Origin of the sequence: Paraburkholderia silviterrae (genome assembly GCF_004353915.1) — a bacterium.
GTDB lineage: Bacteria > Pseudomonadota > Gammaproteobacteria > Burkholderiales > Burkholderiaceae > Paraburkholderia > Paraburkholderia silviterrae.
In genome coordinates, this window is sequence record NZ_SMRP01000046.1 from 19,110 (window position 1) to 42,860 (window position 23,751).

Annotated in this window: 22 protein-coding genes and 1 pseudogene; 10 read left to right on the forward strand and 13 right to left on the reverse strand. The window is 64.0% G+C overall.

Annotated elements, in window-relative coordinates:
* The first annotated feature begins 180 nt into the window (after window positions 1-180).
* The 3 genes from EYW47_RS38170 to EYW47_RS38180 all read left to right on the forward strand — a co-directional run bounded on the left by EYW47_RS38170 (window position 181) and on the right by EYW47_RS38180 (window position 1,983).
* Window positions 181-729: a helix-turn-helix domain-containing protein gene (locus EYW47_RS38170; protein ID WP_133199984.1), complete on the forward strand. Its 549-nt coding sequence runs from the start codon at window positions 181-183 to the stop codon at window positions 727-729.
* Window positions 726-1,142, forward strand: a complete 417-nt coding sequence (locus EYW47_RS38175; protein ID WP_133199985.1) for a VOC family protein — start codon at window positions 726-728, stop codon at window positions 1,140-1,142. The genes EYW47_RS38170 and EYW47_RS38175 overlap by 4 nt, the downstream gene beginning before the upstream one ends.
* A gap of 205 nt (window positions 1,143-1,347) precedes the next feature.
* Window positions 1,348-1,983, forward strand: a complete 636-nt coding sequence (locus EYW47_RS38180) for a histidine phosphatase family protein (protein ID WP_133199986.1) — start codon at window positions 1,348-1,350, stop codon at window positions 1,981-1,983.
* Between the two features lie 109 nt (window positions 1,984-2,092).
* On the opposite strand, the gene EYW47_RS38185 is transcribed toward EYW47_RS38180, so the two are convergent.
* Together EYW47_RS38185 and EYW47_RS38190 are read right to left on the reverse strand one after the other, a co-directional pair.
* Entirely contained in the window at window positions 2,093-2,341 is a 249-nt protein-coding gene (locus tag EYW47_RS38185) for a hypothetical protein (RefSeq protein ID WP_205710231.1), read from the reverse strand.
* A 63-nt stretch (window positions 2,342-2,404) separates the two neighbouring features.
* Entirely contained in the window at window positions 2,405-3,490 is a 1,086-nt protein-coding gene (locus tag EYW47_RS38190; RefSeq protein WP_133199987.1) for a C45 family autoproteolytic acyltransferase/hydrolase, read from the reverse strand.
* Between the two features lie 214 nt (window positions 3,491-3,704).
* On the opposite strand from EYW47_RS38190, the gene EYW47_RS38195 reads away from it, so the two are divergent.
* The 5 genes and pseudogenes from EYW47_RS38195 to EYW47_RS38215 all read left to right on the forward strand — a co-directional run bounded on the left by EYW47_RS38195 (window position 3,705) and on the right by EYW47_RS38215 (window position 9,717).
* Complete coding sequence (locus EYW47_RS38195) at window positions 3,705-4,631, forward strand: LysR family transcriptional regulator (RefSeq protein WP_133199988.1); 927 nt, start codon at window positions 3,705-3,707, stop codon at window positions 4,629-4,631.
* Window positions 4,632-5,136: 505 nt separating this feature from the next.
* Window positions 5,137-6,219: pseudogene (locus EYW47_RS38200) on the forward strand (ABC transporter ATP-binding protein); the annotation flags it as partial.
* The gene (locus EYW47_RS38205; RefSeq protein ID WP_133199990.1) at window positions 6,216-7,190 is read left to right on the forward strand and encodes an ABC transporter permease subunit; all 975 of its coding nucleotides are present in this window, start codon (window positions 6,216-6,218) and stop codon (window positions 7,188-7,190) included. The pseudogene EYW47_RS38200 and the gene EYW47_RS38205, both read left to right, overlap by 4 nt.
* Window positions 7,187-8,095, forward strand: coding sequence for an ABC transporter permease subunit (locus tag EYW47_RS38210; RefSeq protein ID WP_133199991.1), 909 nt, complete (start codon window positions 7,187-7,189; stop codon window positions 8,093-8,095). Before EYW47_RS38205 ends, EYW47_RS38210 begins: the two co-directional genes overlap by 4 nt.
* Before the next feature lie 53 nt (window positions 8,096-8,148).
* Window positions 8,149-9,717: a DUF3138 family protein gene (locus EYW47_RS38215; RefSeq protein WP_133199992.1), complete on the forward strand. Its 1,569-nt coding sequence runs from the start codon at window positions 8,149-8,151 to the stop codon at window positions 9,715-9,717.
* 127 nt (window positions 9,718-9,844) lie between these two features.
* On the opposite strand, the gene EYW47_RS38220 is transcribed toward EYW47_RS38215, so the two are convergent.
* From EYW47_RS38220 to EYW47_RS38230, 3 genes are read right to left on the reverse strand one after another with little or no spacing between them, the layout of a single operon-like run.
* Window positions 9,845-10,183, reverse strand: coding sequence for a type II toxin-antitoxin system RelE/ParE family toxin (locus EYW47_RS38220; protein ID WP_133199993.1), 339 nt, complete (start codon window positions 10,181-10,183; stop codon window positions 9,845-9,847).
* On the reverse strand, window positions 10,183-10,467 hold the full coding sequence (locus EYW47_RS38225; protein ID WP_133199994.1) for a type II toxin-antitoxin system Phd/YefM family antitoxin: 285 nt from the start codon (window positions 10,465-10,467) through the stop codon (window positions 10,183-10,185). Before EYW47_RS38225 ends, EYW47_RS38220 begins: the two co-directional genes overlap by 1 nt.
* 42 nt (window positions 10,468-10,509) lie before the next feature.
* Window positions 10,510-10,887: a hypothetical protein gene (locus EYW47_RS38230; RefSeq protein WP_133199995.1), complete on the reverse strand. Its 378-nt coding sequence runs from the start codon at window positions 10,885-10,887 to the stop codon at window positions 10,510-10,512.
* Window positions 10,888-10,925: 38 nt separating this feature from the next.
* On the opposite strand from EYW47_RS38230, the gene EYW47_RS38235 reads away from it, so the two are divergent.
* Complete coding sequence (locus EYW47_RS38235; RefSeq protein WP_133200005.1) at window positions 10,926-13,589, forward strand: DEAD/DEAH box helicase; 2,664 nt, start codon at window positions 10,926-10,928, stop codon at window positions 13,587-13,589.
* A gap of 18 nt (window positions 13,590-13,607) precedes the next feature.
* Window positions 13,608-14,516, forward strand: coding sequence for an SWIM zinc finger family protein (locus tag EYW47_RS38240; RefSeq protein WP_240764102.1), 909 nt, complete (start codon window positions 13,608-13,610; stop codon window positions 14,514-14,516).
* A gap of 78 nt (window positions 14,517-14,594) precedes the next feature.
* Here the strand turns inward: EYW47_RS38240 and EYW47_RS38245 are convergent, their stop codons facing one another.
* The 8 genes from EYW47_RS38245 to EYW47_RS38280 all read right to left on the reverse strand — a co-directional run.
* Window positions 14,595-15,728 (reverse strand): polyamine ABC transporter substrate-binding protein, encoded by a 1,134-nt coding sequence (locus tag EYW47_RS38245; protein WP_133199996.1) that lies wholly within the window; start codon window positions 15,726-15,728, stop codon window positions 14,595-14,597.
* A gap of 246 nt (window positions 15,729-15,974) precedes the next feature.
* Window positions 15,975-17,165: a serine hydrolase domain-containing protein gene (locus EYW47_RS38250; RefSeq protein ID WP_133199997.1), complete on the reverse strand. Its 1,191-nt coding sequence runs from the start codon at window positions 17,163-17,165 to the stop codon at window positions 15,975-15,977.
* Between the two features lie 123 nt (window positions 17,166-17,288).
* Window positions 17,289-19,010, reverse strand: a complete 1,722-nt coding sequence (locus EYW47_RS38255; RefSeq protein ID WP_133199998.1) for an amidohydrolase — start codon at window positions 19,008-19,010, stop codon at window positions 17,289-17,291.
* A 126-nt stretch (window positions 19,011-19,136) separates the two neighbouring features.
* On the reverse strand, window positions 19,137-20,093 hold the full coding sequence (locus EYW47_RS38260; protein WP_133199999.1) for a helix-turn-helix transcriptional regulator: 957 nt from the start codon (window positions 20,091-20,093) through the stop codon (window positions 19,137-19,139).
* Between the two features lie 391 nt (window positions 20,094-20,484).
* A complete protein-coding gene (locus EYW47_RS38265; RefSeq protein WP_133200000.1) occupies window positions 20,485-20,817 on the reverse strand; it encodes a hypothetical protein in 333 nt (110 codons plus the stop codon).
* A gap of 266 nt (window positions 20,818-21,083) precedes the next feature.
* Window positions 21,084-22,118 (reverse strand): methyl-accepting chemotaxis protein, encoded by a 1,035-nt coding sequence (locus EYW47_RS38270; protein ID WP_133200001.1) that lies wholly within the window; start codon window positions 22,116-22,118, stop codon window positions 21,084-21,086.
* A gap of 106 nt (window positions 22,119-22,224) precedes the next feature.
* Window positions 22,225-22,524 (reverse strand): hypothetical protein, encoded by a 300-nt coding sequence (locus tag EYW47_RS38275; RefSeq protein WP_133200002.1) that lies wholly within the window; start codon window positions 22,522-22,524, stop codon window positions 22,225-22,227.
* Between the two features lie 266 nt (window positions 22,525-22,790).
* Window positions 22,791-23,751, reverse strand: a 961-nt coding sequence (locus EYW47_RS38280) for an ammonium transporter (RefSeq protein ID WP_133200003.1), incomplete at its 5' end; no start/stop codon positions are given.

Consider the following 23,751-nt stretch of genomic DNA (forward strand, 5'->3'; position numbering starts at 1 on the left):
TCGGGTGTTGCCAGGCGCGTCATCCTGCGCAACGGGCGCGGCAGGACGATAGACATGCTCCAGAGCACGACGAGCATGGCCCGGCACACGGCACAGACATGATGGGGAAGCGGCGCTGCCACGTCGGCAATCGCGATTTCGAGCCTAAACTACGCGCACCTTGCCACCGCAGCGGAACTCATGCCCTCACGCAACGATCATCGCAAAGAGCCGCCTGGCTCGTCACCCGCGCCACACAGCGCCGACGCACTGCAAGACCCGGCCCTGCTGCGCCGCCTCCTGCGCGCGCGAGACCGCATGGACGCCGCCTCGCACGAAGCCTGGCCCGTCAAGCGTCTCGCCGAAGTCAGCGGCGTTTCCGAGGCGCATTTCGCACGTTCCTTCAAGCGGGCCTTCGGCGTGCCGCCGCACCGCTACCTGCTGACCCGGCGCATCGAGCAAGCGACCACGCTGCTGCGCGACACGGAGCTCGGCATCACGGATATCGCATTCGCTACCGGCTGGGAGAGTCTGGGCACGTTCGGGCGCATCTTTCGCGACATCACCGGCATGAGCCCGAGCGCCATGCGCCGCGAGGCGCGCGCGAGCATGTCCGAGCTCGAGCTCGAGCGCGTGCCGGCCTGCGTCCTGAAGGCCGCGCAGCGCCCCGACCTCACGATGGCAGTTTTGGAGAAGCGCCGCCGGGTGGCCCACGATACAGTGCGGCCATCAACCAAGGAGGTCAAATGAACAACGGTATCAATGTAGTGGGCCTGTACGTCGACGATCAGGATGCAGCGCTCGCGTTTTATGTCGACAAACTCGGATTCCGCGTCCACACGGACGTGCGCAACGGCACTTACCGCTGGCTCACGGTCCAGCATCCCGACCAGCCGTCGTTCCAGCTCGGTCTGTTCGCGCCCGGGCCGCCCGTTCACGACGAAGCGACCGCGCAAACCCTGCGGGCCATGGTCGCCAAGGGGGCCATGCCGCCGCTCGTGCTTTCCGTGGCCGACTGCCGCGCGAGCTATGCCGCGCTCAAGGCGAAGGGCGTGGAATTCACGCAAGAGCCGGTCGACCGCTATGGCAGCGTCGATGCCGGCTTCCGCGACCCGGCCGGCAATGGCTGGAAGATGATCCAGGCGCCGCACAACGGCAAGTGAACGGTAGCTGAGCGCCTTGAGCCGAAAGCGCCGGCTTGCATCGGATATCGGATGAACGGCAAGCCGGTCCGTCCAGATTGACGGACCGCGCTGCGCGACGTGCGCCGTATGGTGCGCGCCGCTGCCTTAGAATGACCTCCGCGAACTTGTTCTTGCGCCTTGCGATGGGTGTCGTGAGGCGGCAGCCCGTTACCGGAGTGACCCGATGTCCGTCGATATGAAAGCAAGCGCCGCGTCCGGCGAAGTCTGGCTGATTCGCCACGGCGAAACCGAGTGGAGCCGCAGCGGCCAGCACACGGGGCGCACCGATATCGCGCTCACCGAGCATGGCCGCGATCAGGCGCTCGCGCTCGCAAGGCCCCTCGCAGCGCAGCGCTTCGACGCGGTGCTCGCGAGCCCGATGGCGCGCGCCATCGAGACCTGCCGGCTGGCGGGCCTGGGCGAAGAGATGATCGTGTCCGGCGATCTGCACGAATGGGATTACGGCATCTACGAGGGCCGCACCACGGCCGACATCCGCAAGACGGAGCCGGACTGGAATGTCTGGCACTCGCTGATCCCGCACGGCGAGAGTCTCTCGCAGATCGAAGTGCGCGCTCGCGGCGTGGTGGAGAGTCTGCTTGCGATGCTCGCGCAGGGTGGGCCCGGCGGGGCGGCCCGCCGCATCGCCGTTTTCTCGCACGCCCATTTCCTGCGCGTGCTCGCGGGTTGCTGGATCGGCAATTCGGCGGCGCTGGGCGCGCATCTCTACCTGGATACGGCAACGATCAGCATGCTCGGCTTCGACCGCGAGAGCCGCGCGATCCGGCGCTGGAACGCGCGGCCCGAGGGGTGCGAGTAGGGGGCGCGAAAGGTGCGAATAGGGTGCAGGCAGGGTGCAACTACGGTGCGCGTGCATCCATGAGCACGGCCAGCCGAGGTCACGGCAGTCCGGGATCGAATCGCTTGATTCAATCAGAACTGCAAACCATTTTTGAATCGGTCCGATCCGGTATTTGCTCGTCGATCTCGGCCATGGTCAGCGTGGCCGTCTCCTTCAGCGCATACGAGCAGAACGCCACCAGCGCGAGCGCCAGCGCGCCATAGAGCGCAACGGCAAGCGCATTGTGGTGCGTGGCGATCAGGATGGCGATGGCCGCGCTCGATGCGGTGCCGCCGCCCAGCGCCGCGGAGAGGGCGCGCGATGTGTCTCCAACCATTGTCTCTTTTCCTTGTTTTTTTCCTGCCTGGGCGCGCGGATTCCGTGGCCCGCGCCGCGCGTATCAGAAGCGTGCGCTGCCCATCTGCACTAGAACTTGCGGATTGCCAGCGGCATATTCCAGCGCGCCGCCTTCTGTATCGATGCCGATCGTGAGCAGCGTCTCACAGTGCTCCGTATCGGGCCGGCTGGGGTCCGGGCGCACGCAGACGGGCGCATTCGCGCCCGCGCTGCCGCACATCGCTTCGGCGCGGCTGCGCAGGTCGCGTGCGGTCATGCCGGCCACGGCAGCCTTCAGATGGTCGAGCCGCGCCCAGGTGGTGGAGGCCGCCGGTGCGTGCTCGCCACGGCTGAGCCCGTCGTCGAGGAAATGGTTCGTGTGCAGCAGCCAGCCGTCCGCGCGCGGCGGCACGACCGCGAGGCCGCTCGGGCTCAACTCGATGCTCGCGGCGCGCAGGCCCGACGCCGGGGAGGCGTCGCGCGCGAACACGTTCAATACCGTCGATGCGCTCACGGGCGCGGAGCGCGCAAGATCGATGGCCTCGTCGACGCTGGCCGCCTCTTCGAGTAGCCGTCGCGCGATGGCATGCACCGGCACGCCGCCCGTAGCGTTGTCGCTCGCGTGGTGGAGGATGTTGAAATGCAGGCCCAGCCCCATGCTGTTCACGCCGATCTTGCCCAGCATGCCGAATTCGGTGAACTGCTTCACCGTGACGCCGCGCCGGGTCGTGAGCTGAAGCATCAGGCCATGCGGCGCGAGGGCCTCGTGCCAGTCCCAGGTCTGGATCGAGCGCGGCGCGCGCGCGCCCGGTGGCGCATGCACGGCGGTCGAGCACTCGCCTTCGAGCGCCGGCGGCTTCGTCGCGAGGATCTCCGTGCGCGCGCTGACGCAAGCGAGCTGCCACAGTGGCAGCCGCGCGCCTTCGGCCATCGCCGCGACTTCGGTTGCGAGGTCGGGGCACCAGGCTTCCAGCCGGCTCTGGCACGCCTCGCCGATGGCGCGCGCCTGCTCGGCGGGGACCCCCACGCGCGGGAAGAACCCAAGGTAGCGTGCGGCCGATTCCTGGATTTCCCGTGCCCACCGCTCGCCGATCTGCTGCCCGCGAAGCTCGGGATTCGTGCTTTCGGTCACGAAGGTATGAATTTTCACGTCGAATGCTCCCAGTATTTGCCGCGCCGGCCAGGCTTTTCACACTGGCCGTTTCCCATGAGGCACAAATTCGCGGGGCGGCGTGTGGTGTGACGAAAGCCCGTTGGACTCACCACCTCACATTTTCCCGCCGAATTTCGTAGATTAGCGGATGTTCGCCACGTGCATCGTGGCCCGTTTTGACACAAGTTTTGTGCCCGCCAGGAACAGATCCATGGACAAGATGATTGCGCTCACCATGTTCGTCGCGACCGCCGACTTCGGCGGCTTCAGCCGCGCGGCGGAGCAACTGGGCAAGACGCCCTCGGCCGTCACCAAGGGCGTGATGCAGCTGGAGGCCGACCTGGGCGCGCGCCTCTTCGAGCGGACCACTCGCCGCATGACGCTGACCGAGGCGGGCCAGCTCTACCTGGAGGGGGCGCGCCAGGCGCTCACGCAGCTGCAACTGGCCGCCGAGGCCGTGGACGATCTACAGCACGCGCTGCGCGGCAGTCTGCGCATTGTCGCGCTGCCGCCGTTCGGGCCGGCGTTCCTGAACGGCGCATGTTGCAGCTTCCTGCGCGAGCATCCCGAGATGCGGCTGGAGGTCGATCTGAACGACAGCATGAACGACGAGGCCTACGACCTTTCGTTACGCGACGGGCCGATCGACCTGCCCGGCCTGATTGCGCAGCCCTTGCTCGAGAATTGCCTGACGCTCTGCGCGAGCCCGGCCTATATCGCCCGCAAGGGTGCCTGCGTCACGATGGAAAACTATCAGTCGCACGACTGGCTGATCCTTCATCATCCGCTGCTCAACCGTAACTTCTGGTGGGTGGAGCACGGCGGCGAGCGTATTCGGCTGAAGCAACCGGTGCCGCGCCTCACGAGCGACAACTTCGACTTCCTGCTGGCCTGCCTGCTCGACGGGCAGGGGCTGCAATTCTTGCCGAAGTGGAGCGCCGTGCCCCACATCGCGCGAGGCGAGCTCGTGGAACTCGATTCCGATTACTGGCGCGAGCAGACCGCGCTTGGCCCCTCGGTTCACGTGCTCTATCAGCCACACCGGCGCAACACACGCAAGGTGCGCGTCTTCATCGATCACCTGCGCCGGCACCTCGACGGGCTCGGGATCGGCGCGCGGGCCCCGGCCTGCGCGTAGTGGTTTTCTCTCCTCATCGCACCTGCCCCCCTGAAGGGGGGGCATACCGCCGCAAATCGAACAGTTAACGTTGTCGCCGGTTTGGACGAGTGGCCGATACATCGATGCAACCCGGCGTAAACGTCACTCGTTAGCAATGCAAAGCAAATGATCGCAGTGTGAAACACTGCACGCTGGCCGGGCAGGCCACGCGAAAAACACAAGGAGACACGCGCGCCGGGCAGGGCGCGCACGACCGGCGATGGGTGGGCTCGCCTTGCGGCGCCTCGTCTGCCTCTTCTCGCCAGCACGACTGCGCATGCGTCGGCCTTTGCGCGCCGCGCGCGGCAATCGATTCTTCCGAACACGACGTGACGCCGGTGGGCCGCTTCGCGGGACTCGCCTGGGCCCCGTCACGCCTGCATTTTGTAATACGGGTCACTGGAACATGAAAGCTTCGCCTTCACCCTCAACACGCTCCGCCGAGCCTGCGCGTGCCGTTGCGCCGGTGCGCACCGGCAACGAGCGCTTCGTGCGCATCGAGAATGTCGTCAAGAAGTTCGGCGACAGCGTCGCGGTCAACGACGTGAGCCTCGACATCGCCAAGAACGAACTGTTCGCGTTGCTTGGCAGCTCGGGCTGCGGCAAGTCCACGCTGCTGCGCATGCTGGCCGGCTTCGAGACGGCCACCGCCGGGCGCATCTATGTCGACGGCGAAGATCTCGCGACGCTGCCGCCGTACCGGCGGCCCGTCAACATGATGTTCCAGTCGTATGCGCTCTTTCCGCACATGAGCGTGGAGTCGAACGTGGCGTTCGGCCTCAAGCAGGAAGGCGTGCCGAAGAACGAGATCAAGGTGCGCGTGGCCGATGCGCTCGAACTCGTGCAGATGGGCCGCTATGCGAAGCGCAAGCCGCATCAGCTCTCGGGCGGGCAGCAGCAGCGCGTCGCGCTCGCGCGCTCGCTCGTCAAGCGGCCCAAGCTGCTGCTGCTCGACGAGCCGATGTCGGCGCTCGACAAGAAGATCCGCCAGAAGACCCAGCTCGAACTCGTCAACATCATCGAGAAGGTGGACGTGACTTGCGTGATGGTCACGCACGATCAGGAAGAGGCCATGACGATGGCGAGCCGGCTCGCGGTCATGAGCGAAGGGCGCATCGTGCAGGTCGGCACGCCGGGCGAGGTGTACGAGTATCCGAACAGCCGCTTCTCCGCGGAATTCATTGGTTCTACGAATCTGTTCGAGGGCACCGTGGTGCAGGACGAGCCCGATCACATCTTCGTCGAGAGCGAGGCGCTCGAAAACCGGCTCTACGTGAGCCACGGCATCACCGGTCCGCTCGGCATGGCGGTGGGCATTTCGGTGCGGCCCGAGCACGTATGCGTCTCGCACACGAGGCCCGCGGCGCCCTGCAACTGGGCACGCGGCGTAGTGACCGACGTCGCCTATATGGGCAGCTATTCGCTCTATCACGTGCGTCTGCCGGGCGGCAAGACCGTGGTGTCGAATCTCTCGAGCGCGTATCTGATGGAAGAGGGCACGCCGGTCTGGAACGACGAGGTGTACGTGTCGTGGTCGCCGGCGAGCGGCGTGGTGGTGACGCAATGAACGAGATCGCCTCCCCCTGCGCCGTTTCCGGCAGCACAGCAACGCATCCGGCAGCGCCCGGCGCGCTCAGGCGCTTTGCCGCGCGGCTGGTGCCCTCGGGCCGCACGGCCGTGATTGGCGTGCCGTTCCTGTGGCTGTTCGTGTTCTTCGCGCTGCCGTTCGTGCTGGTGTTCAAGATCAGCTTCGCCGACCAGATGATGGGCGTGCCGCCCTACACGAATCTCATCGCCATGAAGGACGGCGTCGTCCATCTGGCGCTGCAGCTCGGTCACTACGCATTCCTGTTCCAGGACGACCTGTACTTCTCGACGTACCTGAGCTCGCTGAAGATGGCGGCCGTCTCCACGCTGCTGTGCCTGCTGATCGGCTATCCCGTGGCGTACTACATCGCACGCTCGAACCCGGCCACGCGCAATGTGCTGATGATGGGCGTGATGCTGCCGTTCTGGACCTCGTTCCTGATCCGCGTCTATGCCTGGATCGGCATTCTCAAGGACGACGGCCTGCTCAATCACGCGCTCATGGCCATCGGCATGATCCACTCGCCGCTGCGCCTCTATCACAGCGACGCGGGCGTCTATATCGGCATGGTCTATTCGTACCTGCCCTTCATGGTGATGCCGCTCTACGCGCACCTCGTGAAGATGGACCTCACGCTGCTCGAAGCGGCCTATGACCTGGGCGCTTCGCCCTGGGTCGCGTTCACTCGCATCACGCTGCCGCTCTCGAAGAACGGGATCATCGCTGGCAGCCTGCTCGTGTTCATCCCGGCGGTGGGCGAGTACGTGATTCCCGAACTGCTCGGCGGCGCGGACACGCTCATGATCGGCCGCGTCATGTGGGACGAGTTCTTCAACGACATGGATTGGCCGATGGCCTCGGCGGTCACGGTGGCGATGGTCTTGCTGCTGCTCGTGCCGATGGCGGTCTTTCAGTACTACCAGGTCAAGGAAATGGAGGGCGGAAAATGATCAAGCCCAATCGCACGCTTTCCACCGCCGTGCTCACGTTCGGCTTCGTGTTCCTGTATATCCCGATCGTTAGCCTCGTCGTCTATTCGTTCAATGAGTCGAAGCTCGTAACCGTCTGGTCGGGCTTCTCGCTCAAATGGTACACGGCGGTCTTTCACGATGCCGAGCTGCTGCACGCCGCGTGGCTCTCGCTGAAGATCGCGCTGATGACGGCGTTTGCCTCTGTTGCGATCGGTACGTGGGCCGGCTACGTGCTCGCGCGCATGGGACGCTTCAAGGGCTTCACGCTCTTTACGGCCATGATCAACGCGCCGCTCGTGATTCCCGAAGTCATCATGGGGATCTCGATGCTGCTGCTGTTCGTGGCGATGGAGCAGGTATTCGGCTGGCCGCATGGCCGCGGCCTCGTGACGATCTGGATCGGCCACGTGATGCTGTGCGTGTCCTACGTGGCGATCATCGTGCAGTCGCGCGTGAAGGAGCTCAACAAGTCGCTCGAAGAAGCCGCGCTCGACCTGGGCGCCACACCGTTCAAGGTGTTCTTTGTGATCACGCTGCCGCTCATCGCGCAGGCGCTCGTTTCCGGCTGGCTGCTGTCGTTCACGGTCTCGATCGACGACCTGATCCTCTCGGCGTTTCTCTCCGGTCCCGGCTCGACCACACTGCCGCTCGTCGTCTACTCGCGCGTGCGCCTTGGCCTCAACCCGGAGATGAATGCGCTGGCGACGATCTTCATCTGCCTCGTCACGACGGGCGTGGTGGGCGTGAACTTCTGGCTGCAGGCGCGTGAGCGCAGGCGTTTTGCCGAGATCCAGCGGGCCTTCGCCCCGGCGGACGCGGCCGGCGTGGCCCCGCAAAGCGCTGGGAGAAAGGCGCAGAAGGCACTCGACCCTGCCAGTGCCTGAAAGATTTCAACACAATAAACGCTTCGCAATACGACCAATCAGGAGAACATAGAATGAGAAAGAAGCTTGTCTGCCTCATGGTGGCGGGTGCGCTGCCTGGCTTCGCCACAGCGGACACCACGAGTGATCAGATCAAGGCGTTGCAGGCGCAGCTCCACGCGCTGCAAAACGAGGTGAAGACCTTGCGCGAGCAGCAGGGCGCGGCGAAACCCGTAGCAGCGACGGCTTCGGCCGCGCAGGCCCAGGCCGTGGACGCGTCATCTCCCGACTACGGCAAGGCGCCGGCGCATCTGACCAACGACGAAGTCGACCAGATGAAGCAGCAGCTCGCCAGTCAGCAGATGAAGGTGGACACGCTCACCGACGCGGCCACCACGGGCCCGATCGCGGGCCTTTCGGTGACCGGTTATCTCGATCCGACCTACATCTACAACCGCGACCTGGGGAGCTCGTCGTTCCTGTTCGCGAACCACGAGAACGTCTACCAGTACTTCAACAGCTCGTTTGGCGACCTGTACCTCGACATCAAGAAGACGTTCGGCGTGGGCCCGACGGCGCCATCGGCGGAAATTTCGCTGATGCCCAACCGCGGCAACGGCATCACGCAGTTGATGAACGAGCACGGCAGCAGCACCTCGAACATCCTGAACACCGCCTTCTTCACGGTGCCGCTCTCGATGACGACGTCCATCACGGCGGGCTTGATGCCGAGCTTTGGCGGCTATGAGGTGCAGCAGTCGAACCTGATGCTGACGCTCACGCACGGGCTGCTCTATGACTTCTCCGATCCCGGCAGCTATGTTGGCGTGGGGGTGAACTACATGGGCGAGGGTAGCAACTGGATCTGGAAGTTCATGCTTGGCAACGAGCAGTTCCGCACCGCGGGCGCACAATTGCAGACCGGCACCAATGCGCTGGGCGATCCGGTCACCACCAGCAACCGGGTGCCGACTTTCACGGCGCGTGTGGACTACACCTGGTCTAGCGCGCTCGATCTCGGCGGTTCGTTCAATATTGGCCGGCAGTCGCTCATGCAGGGCATGGATGCGAACGGCAACACCTTGCCTGGCGTCTACGGCGTGGGTGGCCAGTCGTCCAGCCCGTTCGGGACGTTCTTCTTTGGCGAAGCGGATCTCACCTACACGACCGCCGATATTCAGTACAACGCGGAAGTCGACTATGGCCAGCAGCAGCACGCGGCCTATAACGGCGGCCAGGCGCAGTGGTACGGCCTTTCGCTGCTAGCGAACCGCAAGTTCCGCCTGCCTTACGTCGGCCGCATGGGCGTGACCGCGCGTTATGACGTGCTCGCCAACCAGAAGAACGGCGGAGGCGCGAGCAGCATCGTGCTCAATGGCAATGGGATGGACCCGTATAACGGATTCGGTGTTGGCGCGAGCTGTCTCGCGGCTTCGAAGGCGGCCGGTGGATATGGCTTCGAATGTAAGGGCGCGGTGCGCCAGGACGTGACGCTAGATTTGCTGTTCTATGCGACGCAGCAGCTTACGGTCAAAGTCGAATATCGGCATGACTGGTCGACTCAGGATACCTTCCTGCGTAGCGATGGCTCGTATAGCAAGTCTAACGATTTGTTTGGTACGCAGCTTATTTATTCGTTCTGATGCTTGGGGCCGCTGCATACAGCGGTGGCCCTGTTCGTTCGGACAGTCAATCCGCGAATTAACGTGGGTGATCGAAGATCAATGAACAGAGCCTGGAGGCGAACACCGTGTGTCGTCTTGTGGGGACTTACATCAGCCGAAGCACGATTCTCTGGAGCAGGGCCTGCAGGTCGCGGCGCGTATCGACCACGAGGTGTATGAAAACGGTGTCGTCCCGCACCTGATAAATGATCCGATTCTTGCCAGAAATGGCCTGTTGAAAACTGTCGTCGACGAAGCCTTCAAGTTCGGCAGGCAAGTGACCGCTTCCAGGGAACTGGCGAATGTGCGTGATGGCCGCCTGAATCTGGGCCGACGTCTGACGCCAGGTCTCCCATCCGGACGCGCGGACGATGTAGCTTCTCAACTCGTCGATGCCGATCCGGGCGGTTGGCAGAATGCGGTAATTCAGCAGCCGGGTCTGCATCAGCGAAGCTTTTCGTGGCGGTCGAGCTCGTTGAGCTCCGCAAAGAACTCATCACCGTCGACGTGGTCGCCGCGCTCGATCTGCTTTTGGCCGATCGCAAGGATCTTCAGGAGTGCGATGGTCTGTTGCGTTGATTCATAGGTTCGCACATCCTGAACGACGAGTTTCGCTTCGCCGTTCTGCGTAATAATGAGCGGCTCTCCTGAGTCGGTCAGATCCTTGACGATTTGTGCGGCTTCGCTTTTGAGGTAGCTGATCGGCTTCACGTGATCGGCGAGGTGCATCAGGCGCTCCGTTGAGGTCAAATCCAGACCAAATATAGACTATTATCGGTCCGACAGCACCAAGCCAGCCGAAGCCCCGCAGTTGACCGCGATATGGCATGAGAAAATGATAAACGGGGCTGGATTGCCGTGACGGGAAGCGCCGAGGAGATTGGCGTGGGTCAACTCGTAGATGAGCCGGGGCCGAACTTCCGTGAGTCGATACATAGCAATCAGGTTTTCCTGCAGCAGATGAAAAAACAGTCCACAAGACATGCGCAACGCGGCGGCCAGGCATACCCCGCACGCCTGGTCCGTCCCACGATTCGAGCGGACGAGGCGCAGACAGGGCTTCGCCCGGTTTTTACCGGGTCGATGGGCCCGCTCGCTGATTTCGAAGCCGCTTTCCGTGAAAACATGCGGTTTCAGCGCTTGCTGCAACTGTGCGCCGGGGACGGTCGGTCTTGAATCCTTCCGACATGCTCGCGCCACGCCTGACGCCCGGTGGTCACCTGCTAGCGGTACCGGAGTACGCCGCGCCGGTTTTGGCGGATGAAATACAAGAGCGGCTAGGCCGCCCTTTTGCGCTCGGCGCAGGACATGGCCTGTTGCATCTGGGGACGGCGGAAATCGGCCGCATTTTGCCGCCCGCATGGGCCTGGTGGCGGGATTTCGCCGCGCGCTATGTCACTGCCCTGTGCGCCACGCCCGAAGGCGGCGAGATCGCGGTTCTCACACCTGCTGCCGGGGATTTCGATGCCCTGATTGCCGATGCGCCACCGATGACCGGCGGGGAGTATCTAACACCCGATGTGCTCGCGACGCTGTGGGGTGAGATCGATACCGCCTTGCAGCGGGAACTGGCGAGCGCAAAAGTCTCGCTTCAGGATTTCCTCAAGTCGCGCCACCCGGCCTGGAATCTCGTCGGCCGCGTGCATTTCAACCTTGCTGAGAACCGCAAGGACCCGGAGTCGCCGTTCGCCTTCCTTGCGACTTACACCTCGCGCCTGTCGGCTCTTGGCAAAGCGCAACACCAGCCACTCTCGCGAGCCCTGGCGGAATATTCGGGCGCGAGAAGCCGTGCGCAGCTCTTGTCGCTCCTGCTGCCGGTGCAGCGCGCCGCCGAACACTGCGATTGGCTGCGCGAAATGGTGGATACCGGCGAGATCTACCACCCGTTGCGCTGGACGCCGCTTGACGCTCATCGCTTTCTCACGGACCTGCCCAAACTCGAAGCCGCCGGGATTGTCGTACGCACGCCCAGCGTCTGGCAGGCGGGCCGTCCTGCACGTCCCGTTGTGAAAGCCAGCGTCGGTACACGCCCGCCCGCGCTGCTGGGCAAGGAGGCGCTGCTCGACTTCAACATGGAGGTGTCCCTCGACGGAGAACGTCTGAACGCCTCCGAGGTCAGGGATCTGCTCAAAGGCGCCGATGGCCTGCAATTCATCCGCGGTCGCTGGGTCGAGGTGGACCACAAAAAGCTCACTCGCCTCCTGAAGCGATTCGAGGCCATGGAAGAGGCGGCGAAAGCCGGGCTGCCCTTTAATGAGGCCCTGCGCCTGCTGGCGGGTGTTTCGCTCGACGATACCGGCGACCCCGCGGAGCGCGACTGGTCGCAGCTCGTTGCAGGCCCCTGGCTGGCCGACATCCTGCAGGAGTTGCGGCAGCCGGAGGGATTGGCGCAGATCGGCCCGGGACCGGAACTCAAGGCCAGCCTGCGGCCTTACCAACAGGCCGGCGTACGGTGGTTATACCTGCTCACCCGGCTCGGACTGGGCGCTTGCCTCGCGGACGATATGGGTCTTGGCAAGACCATGCAGGTACTCTCGCTGCTACTCGTGTTGAAGCGCGAAAGCGCCGAGGCGCGTCCCAGCGTGCTCGTCGCCCCTGCATCGCTGCTGGCCAACTGGGCGGCAGAGGCCGGGCGCTTCGCCCCCGGCTTGCGCCTGCTGATCGCCCATCCGTCGTTCACGCCGGCAGCCGATTTGCGTGCATTGGACGCCGGGCGGCTTGCGGACATCGATCTCGTCATTACCAGCTTTGGCTCGCTGCTTCGCCAGCCGGTACTGGGGACCATCCAATGGCGCGTTGCCGTCGTCGATGAGGCACAGGCGATCAAGAATCCGGGCGCGAGGCAAACGCGACAGGTCAAGCAGCTCCAGGCGCAATCGCGCATCGCGCTGACCGGAACCCCCGTGGAAAACCGCCTGTCCGACCTGTGGTCCATTTTCGACTTCACCCACCCAGGTTTGCTGGGCTCGGACAAAGTGTTCGCCAAGTTTGCCGGGCGGCTGGCGAAGGCCGAACATTTTGGTCCGCTGCGCACGCTCGTACGGCCCTACATCCTGCGTCGCCTGAAGACCGACAAGCGGGTCATCGACGACCTTCCGGACAAGACCGAACTCAAGGCCTGGTGTCCACTGAGCCCGAGCCAGGCGGCGCTTTATCAGCGTGCGGTGAAGGATCTGTCCGCCGCGCTCGAGGATGCCGAAGGCATCGGCCGCAAGGGCGTGGTGCTGAGCTTCCTGATGCGCTTCAAGCAGATTTGCAACCATCCCTCGCAATGGCTGGGCGACGCGGCGTGGAAGCCGGAAGACAGCGGCAAGTTCGCCCGCCTGCGCCAGCTCGCCGAAGTCATTGCCGCCAAACAGGAAAAGGTGCTGGTGTTCACCCAGTTTCGCGAGGCCACGGAGCCGCTGGCGGCATTTCTGGGTTCGATCTTTGGCCGCGAAGGCCTGGTGCTCCATGGCGGCACCCCGGTTGCCAGGCGCCGCGAATTGGTCAAGCAATTCCAGGAAGATGAGCTGGTACCCTTCTTCGTGCTTTCGCTCAAGGCCGGCGGGTCGGGGCTGAATCTCACCGCCGCTTCGCATGTGATCCACTTCGACCGCTGGTGGAACCCGGCAGTGGAAAATCAGGCGACTGATCGCGCGTTTCGCATCGGCCAGCAGAGGAACGTGCTGGTGCACAAGTTTATCTGCCGTGGCACGGTCGAGGACCGTATCGATCAGTTGATCGAAGCGAAGCAGCAATTGGTGAAGGATGTGCTGGAGAGCGGCGCGGAACTCCTGCTGACCGAGATGAGCGACCGGGAATTGCTCGATCTCGTGAAGCTGGACATTCACGCCGCGCAAGAAAACTGATGGTCAAGAGGAAGTGGAATGGCTTACGGAGGATGGAAGCCCTATTTCCCGGTCGCCGAGCGGCGAAAAAAGGCTGAACTGGCCGCCGCCAGGGCGAAGAAAGCGGGTGCGGTCCTGTCGCCCATCGCACCGTATCGTGGCGCCATCGCCAGGACTTTTTGGGGTAAGGCCTGGTGCGACAATCTGGAGGGCTACAGCGACTACGACAACCGTCTGCCGCGCGGCCGTACCTATGTGCGCAACGGTTCCGTGATCGACCTTCAGATCGCGCAAGGCGAAGTCTGCGCCAAGGTAATGGGTTCGCGCCTCTACACGGTCTCCGTGACCGTGACGGCGTGCCCGCAAAAGCGATGGCGGGCGATTGGCGCCGATTGCGCGGGGTCGATCGACTCGATCGTGGAACTCCTGCAGGGCAAGCTCTCGAGCGCCGTGATGGAGCGCATCTGCAAATCCGGCACCGGCCTTTTCCCGGCGCCGAAGGAAATCAGGTTCAAGTGCAGTTGCCCGGACTGGGCATCGATGTGCAAGCACGTCGCCGCCGTGCTCTACGGCGTCGGCGCACGGCTCGACCAGCAGCCCGAACTCCTTTTCGCCTTGCGCCGCGTCGATGCCAATGATCTCGTGAGTCAGGTCGGTGCCGGCCTGCCTCAATCGAGAAAACGGCCGGCCGCCGGCAAGGTGCTCGACGACGCGCTGGTGGCCGACGTGTTCGGCATCGAGATGGCCGACGCTGACCCACCCGTGAAGCCTGCTGCCGGACGCAAGAAGCCATCGACAGGTAAGGTGACGGCGAAGAAGGCGTCCAGGCCGGCGGTCTCGACAACCCGCAAGCCAGCTGCGACCGTGACGACCGAGGCGGACAATCAACCGGTAAAAGAGAAGTTGCCGGTCAAGCGATCCGCCAGGCCGCGCAAAGCAACATCCTGACCTCGTTGCTGTTTCGCACATCCCATGCCTGCAAGGCGAAAAGCAGGCCGGCGGCCACGCCGCCGACCCCATTCACAATTACTCCGTCTTGAGCTTCGCCCAGAGACGGTTCTGCAGGCGCGTCAGCTCGGCCGTCATCGGCATGCTGACGAACAGCTTCCGATAGACCTCCGGCGGCGGGAACACGGCCGGGTCAGCCATCACCTCGGGCCGCACCAGCGCCCGCGATGCGGGAACCGTCGACGGATACGACGTATAGTTAGTCAGCGCAGCGGCCTCCTTCTGCGAGATCACGAAGTTGATGAACTTCATGGCCGCTTCGGGGTGCGGGGCATCCTTGGGAATCGCCATCATGTCGAACCAGATGGCCGTGCCGACATCAGGAATCAGGTACTTGATGTGATACGACTTCTTCGCGTCCAGCGCGGCAACGCGAGCCGAGTTCACATCGCCCGACCAGCCGAGTGCAATACAGATGTCACCACCCGCCAGATCGTTGATGTAGCTGGTGCTGTTGAACTGCGTGATATACGGCCGGATACCCTTGAGCACCTGATAAGCAGCTTCGTAATCGGCGGGATTGTTGGTGTTAGGGTCCTTCTTGAGATAAACGAGCGCCATGCCGAACGCGTCGACCGGCGAATCGAGCACGGAAATCCCGCAGCTCTTGAGCTTCTGCGCATTCTTGGGATCGAACAGCAGCGACCAGCTATTGAGCGGGGCATCATTGCCGAGCGCGGCCTTGACTTTCTCCACGTTCACGCCGATACCGTCCGTGCCCCAGGACCACGGCACGCCATACCGGTTGCCCGGGTCTTCCTGCGCGACGATCTTCATGATGTCCGGATCGAGGCCAGCCATGTTCGGCACCTTCGAATGGTCGATCTTCTGGAAGATGCCGGCCTGCACCTGGCGGGCCCAGTACATATCGGACGGCACCACCACGTCGTAGCCCGAGTTGCCCGAGAGCAGTTTGGCCTGCAGCGTGTCGTTCGAATCGAACTCCTGATAAACGACCTTGATGCCCGTTGCTTTCTCGAAGTTCGCGATCGTGTCCTTGCCGATCGAGTTGCCCCAGTTGTAGACGTTGACCACCTGGTCGTCGGCGAGCGCCGAGGGCATGCTTTGCCATGCGGCGCCCGCGAGCGCAAGCGCCGCGCAAATCGCCTTCACCGTACCTGAAAATCTCCTGGCCACTTGTCGTTCCTCCATAGTTGAGTGGTGCCGTCCTCGTCGGGACGTATCGTTTCGGTTGCTTCAATGTAGCGGGGGGCTAGTAGCCGGTCTGCCCCCCCGGCGGCACGGCATCGTGTGATTGCTTGCCGCCGCTACGCCGCTACGCCGCTACGCCGCTACGCCGCTACGGCGCTACGGCGCTACGGCGCTACGGCGCGCCGCCGCGCCGGCCACCGCGCCGGCTCATGTGTGCCGCGGCCCGGTCTTGTCGTGTCGCCTCGCTCAGCCGCCGAGATGGCGTGCGATGGCCCTGAACGCGGCGAGCACGATGTCGTCCATCGGCTCGTCCACGGGCAGATGCTGGGACGAGAGCTTGACGATGACCACGGCCGCGCGCGGATCAACATAGATCCACTGGCCATGAATGCCGATCGCGATAAAGGGCGCGCCCGCCGCGCCTGTGAGATACCACTTGCTGCGGTAGCAGCCGCCCGGCAGGAAGTCGGCCCATGTCGAGCGCGCCCACGCTTCGCGGCTGCCGTTGTTCATGATGTCGTCGATCCACCAGCCCGGCACGATCTGCTTGCCGTTGGCGACGCCGCGGCAACGCACCATCTCCGCGCAACGCGCGAGGTCGCCGAGCGTCGCGCACAGCCCGGCCGCCGCGCGCGGGGCGCCGAGGCGGTCGAGCGTGATGCAGGCCTCGTGCTGGGCGCCTAGCGGCATCCAGAGATGCTGCGAGAGCAGCGCGTCGAGCGGCCTTGCCGCCGCGCGTTCGATCACCCAGCCGAGCACGTCCGTCGTCGGCGAGTTGTAGTGAAAGACTTCGCCGTGCGCGCGCTCGCCGGGGCGCAGTTCCGTGAGGAAGCGGCGCAAGTCCACGGGGTCGTCGGGCAGGGGCGGATTCCAGCCCATCGCGCGGCGGTAGCGCAGGAAGTTGCCGCGCGTGTCGAGATAGTCTTCCGCGAACGTCACGCTCGCGGTCATGTCGAGCAGGTGGCGCACCGTCGCGCCATGATCGTACGCGCTGCCGCGCAGCTCGGGGAGATAGTCGACGACGCTCGCGTCGACATCGAGAACCCCCTGGTCGGCCAGCACGCCGCACAGCAGTCCGACCAGCGACTTGGTGATCGAGAAGACCAGGTGCGGGGTCTCGGGCGTGAGGCCGTGGCCGTACCACTGCGTCACGATCTGGCCTTGCCGCATGACGAGGAAGCCATCCGTGTTGGACATCGCGAGCATGCGCTCGATGCTCAAGGTCTCCCCGGCCGGCGTCGTGAAGGCGAGGGTGCCAAGGTCGTCGCAGCGCTGCGGCAGCGGCGTGGCCGCGCGCGGGTCGTGCGCGATCGCCGCGGTGGGCAGCAGGCGGCGCACGTTGCGAAACGACCACTGGCTGTAAGGCTTCGTGCGCCAGTTATCGAGCGTGACCTGGTGTTCGGATGAGACCGGCGCGCCGGTCATGATGCGTGACATTATCGGTGTTCCTTGTTTCGGTATCCTGACTGGATGAGCTGGGTCAGGAAAGCTTTGAAGCGGGCTGCGGAGCGCGCTTCGAAGCGAATTGCCGCGGCAGGCGCGAGGCGCCCGCCGCCGTGCTCAGACCGTCGCTTCGAGATCGAAAGCCGCGCGCATCGAACCGGTCGCATGCGTGACGCCGCCATTCATCATCGTGAGCGCGATGTCGATCTTGCCGATCTGGTACTTGTTCACCTCGAAGAGGTTGCTCTCGAGGACGATGAGGTCGGCGCGCTTGCCCACGGTGACCGAGCCGATCTCGTGCTCCAGCCCGAGCTGCCACGCCCCGTTGATCGTATAGGCGGCGATGAGCTGCGGAACGCTCAGGCGTTCGTTGATGTCGGGCAGCGCCGGCGCGTCGGGTTCGCCCGCGAGCTGGCGCGTATGGCCGGACTCGATATGCTCGACGGGGCGGTGCTGGCAGCGGCACTGGCAGGCGAGGCCGTCCATGCCGATCGACACCGTCACGCCCTGCTCGATGAAGGTGCGGAACTTGTACATGTTGCTCCAGCGCTCGGTGCCGTAGTGTTCGCGCAGCAATTCGGTGTACAGATCGACTACGCCCCACTGAAGCTGCGTATTGGCCATCACGCCAAGCTCGCGAAAGCGCGGGATGTCGTCCGGGTGCGTGAGGAAGGCATGCGTGATGACGTGGCGGCGGTCGCGCTGCGGGTTCGTGCGGTTCACGCGCTCGAAGCCGTCCAGTGCCGCGCGCACGGCGGCGTCGCCCACGCAATGAACCATGACGTTGAAGCCCGCCTTGTCGGCCTCCAGCAAGTGCTGGTCGAATTCGCCAACGGGCATGGTGGGCGCGCCGCAGGTGTCGGCGCGGTCGGCGTAGGGTTCGAGCAGCCACGCGGTGTGGTTCGCCTCGGTGCCGTCGAGAAACAGCTTGAGCGCGCGCGCCTTGACGAGCGGCGAGTCATAGCGCGTGCGGAACTCGCTCAGCATCTCCACGGGTTTCTCGACCTCGCCCACCACCGCCACGCTGCCGACCACGCGCAGCTTGAGGTCCGCACGCCGCTCCATGTGCTGGAGCGTTTCGTAGAGCAGCGACTGGTCGCCGCTCGGGTCCATGAAACCCGCATCGAACACGGTCGTGATGCCGGCCGCCGCGAGCTTGTCCTGCCACACCGTGAAGGAACGCAGATACAGGTCCATGCCCTTGGGCAGATAGCCGGCCTCGCTGATCCGTTTGAGCAGCAGCGAGTAGGCCGCGCCGTCGACGATCACGCCGGTCGGCTCGCCCGTGACGGGATCCTTCTCGAACCAGCTTGCGCCGGGCTGGACCGGCGGCGTGGAGGCGTCGATGCCGGCGATCTCCAGCGCTTTCGAATTGGCCCACGCCGTGTGGAAGTCGGTGGAGAGCAGGCACACCGGGCGATCGGGGCAAATGGCGTCGAGCGTTTCCTTGCACAGCAGCTCGGGCGGAATCGTCGCCTGGATCCAGCCCATGCCGGTGATGGCCTTTTCTTCGGGATGCGCCTCGACGTAGGCGCGCAGCGCGCCGAGCACTTGCTGCGGATCTTCGTAGTTCACGAAGGCCTGAAATGCCGCCGCCGTCGTTTCGAAGTGCCAGTGCGATTCGACAAAGCCAGGCAGCATCAACCGGCCGCCCGCATCGACGATGCGCGTGTTCTCGCCGGCCCAGGCCCGGGCGGCGCGTTCGTCGCCGACGAAGACGATGCGCTCGCCTTTCACCGCGACGGCCTGCGCCCAGGGTTTGTGTGGATCGACCGTATAGACTTTTGCGTTCGTGAACAGCACGTCCGCTGCTGCGTTGCCTGTTTCCTGTGTGCTCATCGCTGCCTCTTGGTGCGCATTTGTGACTGATCGCGGGTCACTATAGTGAGCGCCTGGAGGCGGGTCTGCCCCCCCTTGCAGGGGGCAAGGGTGCTTTGCGCCCGGTGGCGCTGGGCGCGGGGGGATTCAAGCGTCGGCCGGCGGTGGCTCGGCCTGTGTCGTGCCGGCCTGGGGTGAGAACGAGGCAGCGGGAGATGACGCGGACGATGAAGCGGACGATGCGGCGGGCGCCGGGTTGGGCACCGCAACTGCAGCGGGCGCTTCGAGCGCCCATTTGGCCAGATCGCGCTTGGTCCGCACGCCGAGCTTGGCAAACGCCCGCTGGATATAGGACTCGGCGGAAGACTGACGCACGCCCAGAATGGCCGCCGTTTCGGGCACGGTCCGGCCGACGATCAGATGCTTGCAGCTTTCGTATTCCCGCTTGGAAAGCGTGATGCCTTCGTGCGCGACGCGCGCGTCGAACAGGGCGAGCCGGTCTGTGCTGGTCGCCGTATTGGCGACCTTTCTTGCGGCCGACATCGACGAATGCAGCTCGAGCAGCGGAAAGAGAAAATCTCCCAGATGGCGCAACTGGCTCAGCTCGCTCAGCGAGAATGCGGGCAAATGCTTGCGGCGCACGATGGCGAGCGAGTATTGCGCATGGCTCGCATCCTTCGTGAGCACGCATTCGTGGGCGATTTGCCGTTCGTCGAAGATGCGCTTGCGAAATTCGCCAGCGGGAATGTTGCTCATGTCGCGCACCACGAGGTGCGTGCCGGTCGTGCCCCGTATCGCGGCGAACAGCGGGTCGGCAGCCTGATAGCGCTCGTAGTAGAGCCCCATGACGTGATCGAGCTCGGCCTGCTCGTCGTCCACGGCACCGCTGCCGAGCCATTCGCAGCTATAGCCGAGCGGCGCGGCGGCGCCAAAGCGCGAGCGCTCCACGTGAACGACATCGAGCGGAATGATCCCGTTCATGAACGACGTGAGCCGGTGAACGAAATGCGGTGTGCCGACCGACTCGATGATGTCGCCGAGCGCCTTGATGGGCACGTCGATGTGGCGGCTTTGGTGGTTGAATGGGTCGACGTTGAGCAACATGGTGCACCCTGATCGGGAACGGGTAGGAGTTCTGCGTGTGCCTGGCAAGCTTTTCGTGTGGGCGCGCTGCGCGTTTGCCCAGCTAAAAAGCATAACAGAAGCGCTCCCGCGTTCAAACGCGCGGCAGTGCTGGACGATAACGACGCGACGGCGCTGTGCCAATGGCGAAACAGGAAACTCGCCGTGCCCCCCCAGTTACTAGCAGCGTGTTCGTTCACCATTCGTTCGATACGGGCAATAGCGCGATCAACGAAAACTTTCAGTTCATCGCGCATCCACCAATGCGTCCGGTGGCAGCGAGCGCACCGACGGTGGCACGCAGTCCGCATAGGGGCCGTCGCGGGCAAACGGGAGCGACGGGCAGCGGCGCGAACGATACATCAACGGCCCTTCAGTTTGTAGCCAGATATCCTTCCGTATCCGCCGCGAACGCCGTCGCGTCCTGTGCTACTTTCACGACAGAGGTGAAATCCGCCGTTTGAAGTGCAGCGGTGTCAGCGCTCGCGATTGGACGTTTCCGCATCGCCCGGCTCAGGATGTGAGTCTTATGCTGATAAAAGAGCTCGAGCTGCCCCGCATCCGATGCATGAGGTGCCAGGCCGAAAGCCTCCTCAAGCGTTCGGCGTGCGATATGAAAACGTTGAAGTCCGCGAATCACACGAACCTGGAACACGACCCCATCACTGTTGTGAGGGATTGCTGCCCAAACCAGCGCGCTGCCCATGACATGCCCCCTTTGGGTTGCAAACCAGATTTAAAGCCCGTTGCCCTATGATGGCCCGCAAAAAATACGTTTCAAAAATATGACCGCCCCGCTTTGTTATTTTCACCACACGAGGATTGTGAGCTTCGACTGTCACGACGGCTATTGAATGGAATCGACAGTTCGACAGACTGCTGTGGTGGATCGCGCGAACTTCGGCTACGCGATAGATGAAGGAGTCGCGCAGGCCTGCGCCCTTGAACGCGATGGCCGGTGGCTGCGGCGCTTCAGGCGGGTTTCTGGCGGATTACCCCGTACCAGCCGAGACCACGATATGTCTCGTAGCCGGGCGTGGCGGCGAACGAGACGAGCGCGCCGTCCGCGGCACGATAGAAGCCTGTTTGCCTGCCGTCCGCCTGCAAGGGGAAGCGTTCGCTGAGGATCCCCTTGCCGTCGGATGCGGCGATCACGCGAAACGACGAATCGACGATCATGCAACGCGTGCGCGCCCATTCCTCCTCGCTCAGGCGCACGCCTTTCACGACTGCGCCGGCCTGCGGCGCCCAATCGAAGAAGATGACGAGCGCGCCCAGCACACGGCCGTTCGCGTGACCGCCCTCGCGGACTGCCGTGGAATAGGTCGCAACCTGGCTCTGGCTCAAGGGCGCGAGCGTTTCCACGTCACGCGCCACATACTCAGTGCCCGACTTCGTCCGCATCGCGGCCCTGAACCATTGCGCGCCCGCCACGTTCTGGCCGCGCACCGGATACAACGTGGGACGCCCGTTCGCCACCACGACGCCGCGTCCGTCCACGACCCAGAGATCGCGGTAGACCGTGTAGCTGTCGAGAATCACGGATAGCCGTTCGCCAGCATGCTCCGCCGAGGCCACGTCGCCGCTCGCGAGGCACTGCACGACTGAAAAATCCGTTGCCCACCAGCGCACGTCGCAGGACCGCTCGTACAGGTTGCGGTCGATCACGTCGATCATGTTGAGCGCAAGATCGGCGCACCGCTGGCCCTCGTGCGAGCGCAGTCGTTCGATCATGCTGTCGCCGAGTTGAGTGAGTGTCGAAAGCGAGCCAGCGAGATCCTTGTTCAGGTCTGTGGTGATTTCCGAGATGCGTTTGGAGACCTGCTTGACCTGGCTGGCGACCACGGCGAAACCCTTGCCGGCATTACCCGCCCGTGCGGCTTCGATGAGTGCGTTCAAGGCGAGAAAAGTGGTTTCGCGATTGATGTCGTTGATGTCGCTGATCTTGCTCGTGGCAAGCCGTTTGACTTCGTGCGTCAGGTCGACAATAGCTTGGGGATTCGACATGAATTGATTTTGATGTATGCGTTTTATCTGGGCGCCATGGGTCTTGACGTCGCATGATGCCCCGTTGAGTGATGCTCAGCTTGCGAGAGTCTGCGTTGAGCGCCGTTCAGGTCGGATTGAGCAGTAGCATCGTTGCCAACTCGCCGGCGGTGGCGAGCACAACAACGAGATACGCCGGATTGGCCTGAAGGAAGTCCAGCAGGCTCGATTTGTCGCTACGCTGGAGCCACGTGCCCAAAGCGCCTAGCGAGAGAATCAGGCCGAACAGAAAGCTGAAACCAAACAGAACGCCGGCCCACTTGTTATGCCGAACGACCCGCTCGGCGAATGCGACCATCGTGAGGGAAGCGATCTGACATGAGAGAACAACCAGCACAAAAGCATGATGCCCATCGCGCTTTATCATGGATTCAAAGCGGCTCGTGCAGGGGCGGGCGAGGCCGTTCGAGGATCTGCATACCGTTGGCGTTGCACAGCGTCCGCCAGCAAGGCAGACGCGGATGACGTTCCCCTGCGTGATTGTGATTGGTGGGTAGGTCTGGACCGGGAAGGGCCATCGGAGCAGGCTCGGCAGGCAATATTCCGCGTTCGGTGTCCTCCAGCCTCGTGCGGCTGAAAGACGCCGGTTCGCCGAAGCCGATACGCGACGCCTGCGCTCGCCTGATCGGTTATTTATTCGATGGCTTCGCCGTGCAGCCCCAGGTCGAGGCCGTCGCGTTCGTCCTCCTCGCTCACGCGCAGACCCATCACCAGATCGATCACCTTTAGCAGGACGAAGCTCAACACGCCGCTGTAGATCAGCGTCATCGCAACACCTTTGAGCTGCAGCATGACGTTGCCGTCGGCGCCGCCGATGTCCTTGATCGCGAACACGCCGGTCAGGATCGCGCCGATGATGCCGCCGATGCCGTGCACGCCAAACGCGTCGAGCGAGTCGTCATAGCCGAACTTGTGCTTGAGCCAGGTGGCCGACCAGAAGCAGACCACGCCCGCCACCACGCCAATCACGAGCGCGCCCATCACGCCGACGAAGCCCGAGGCCGGCGTGATCGCCACGAGACCCGCCACGGCGCCCGAGGCGATGCCGAGCACCGAAGGCTTGCCCTTGGCGATCCACTCCGCGAACATCCAGCCGAGCGCCGCGCAGGCGGTGGCAATCTGGGTCGTGAGCATCGCGAAGCCGGCACGGCCATCAGCCGCGACTGCCGAGCCTGCGTTGAAGCCGAACCAGCCCACCCACAGCATGGCCGCGCCCGTCAGCGTGAGCGTGAGGTTGTGCGGAGCCATCGCCTCACGGCCATAGCCCACGCGCTTGCCGAGCACGAGGCAGCACACAAGGCCTGCGATGCCGGCGTTGATGTGCACCACCGTGCCGCCCGCGAAGTCGAGGATGCCTGCGCTTGCGAGCCAGCCGGTCGGTTCCCACACCATGTGCGCGATCGGCGAGTAGACGATGATCGACCACAACGACATGAACACGAGCATCGCCGAGAACTTCATGCGGTCCGCGAATGCGCCGGTGATGAGCGCCGGCGTGATGATCGCGAACGTCATCTGATAGACGAAGTACACCGTCTCGGGGATGGTCGGCGCGAGGTGGCTCACGGTGAGCGTCGTCGCCTTGTCGCCGTGG

Excerpts from the sequence above, each read along its gene's own strand:
- EYW47_RS38170 (WP_133199984.1), top strand. The coding sequence starts at position 181 with ATGCCCTCACGCAACGATCATCGCAAAGAGCCGCCTGGCTCGTCACCC.
- EYW47_RS38175 (WP_133199985.1), top strand. The coding sequence starts at position 726 with ATGAACAACGGTATCAATGTAGTGGGCCTGTACGTCGACGATCAGGAT.
- EYW47_RS38180 (WP_133199986.1), top strand. The coding sequence starts at position 1,348 with ATGTCCGTCGATATGAAAGCAAGCGCCGCGTCCGGCGAAGTCTGGCTG.
- EYW47_RS38185 (WP_205710231.1), bottom strand. The coding sequence starts at position 2,341 with ATGGTTGGAGACACATCGCGCGCCCTCTCCGCGGCGCTGGGCGGCGGC.
- EYW47_RS38195 (WP_133199988.1), top strand. The coding sequence starts at position 3,705 with ATGGACAAGATGATTGCGCTCACCATGTTCGTCGCGACCGCCGACTTC.
- EYW47_RS38205 (WP_133199990.1), top strand. The coding sequence starts at position 6,216 with ATGAACGAGATCGCCTCCCCCTGCGCCGTTTCCGGCAGCACAGCAACG.
- EYW47_RS38210 (WP_133199991.1), top strand. The coding sequence starts at position 7,187 with ATGATCAAGCCCAATCGCACGCTTTCCACCGCCGTGCTCACGTTCGGC.
- EYW47_RS38215 (WP_133199992.1), top strand. The coding sequence starts at position 8,149 with ATGAGAAAGAAGCTTGTCTGCCTCATGGTGGCGGGTGCGCTGCCTGGC.
- EYW47_RS38220 (WP_133199993.1), bottom strand. The coding sequence starts at position 10,183 with ATGCAGACCCGGCTGCTGAATTACCGCATTCTGCCAACCGCCCGGATC.
- EYW47_RS38225 (WP_133199994.1), bottom strand. The coding sequence starts at position 10,467 with ATGCACCTCGCCGATCACGTGAAGCCGATCAGCTACCTCAAAAGCGAA.
- EYW47_RS38235 (WP_133200005.1), top strand. The coding sequence starts at position 10,926 with ATGCTCGCGCCACGCCTGACGCCCGGTGGTCACCTGCTAGCGGTACCG.
- EYW47_RS38240 (WP_240764102.1), top strand. The coding sequence starts at position 13,608 with ATGGCTTACGGAGGATGGAAGCCCTATTTCCCGGTCGCCGAGCGGCGA.
- EYW47_RS38245 (WP_133199996.1), bottom strand. The coding sequence starts at position 15,728 with ATGGAGGAACGACAAGTGGCCAGGAGATTTTCAGGTACGGTGAAGGCG.
- EYW47_RS38250 (WP_133199997.1), bottom strand. The coding sequence starts at position 17,165 with ATGTCACGCATCATGACCGGCGCGCCGGTCTCATCCGAACACCAGGTC.
- EYW47_RS38255 (WP_133199998.1), bottom strand. The coding sequence starts at position 19,010 with ATGAGCACACAGGAAACAGGCAACGCAGCAGCGGACGTGCTGTTCACG.
- EYW47_RS38260 (WP_133199999.1), bottom strand. The coding sequence starts at position 20,093 with ATGTTGCTCAACGTCGACCCATTCAACCACCAAAGCCGCCACATCGAC.
- EYW47_RS38265 (WP_133200000.1), bottom strand. The coding sequence starts at position 20,817 with ATGGGCAGCGCGCTGGTTTGGGCAGCAATCCCTCACAACAGTGATGGG.
- EYW47_RS38270 (WP_133200001.1), bottom strand. The coding sequence starts at position 22,118 with ATGTCGAATCCCCAAGCTATTGTCGACCTGACGCACGAAGTCAAACGG.
- EYW47_RS38275 (WP_133200002.1), bottom strand. The coding sequence starts at position 22,524 with ATGATAAAGCGCGATGGGCATCATGCTTTTGTGCTGGTTGTTCTCTCA.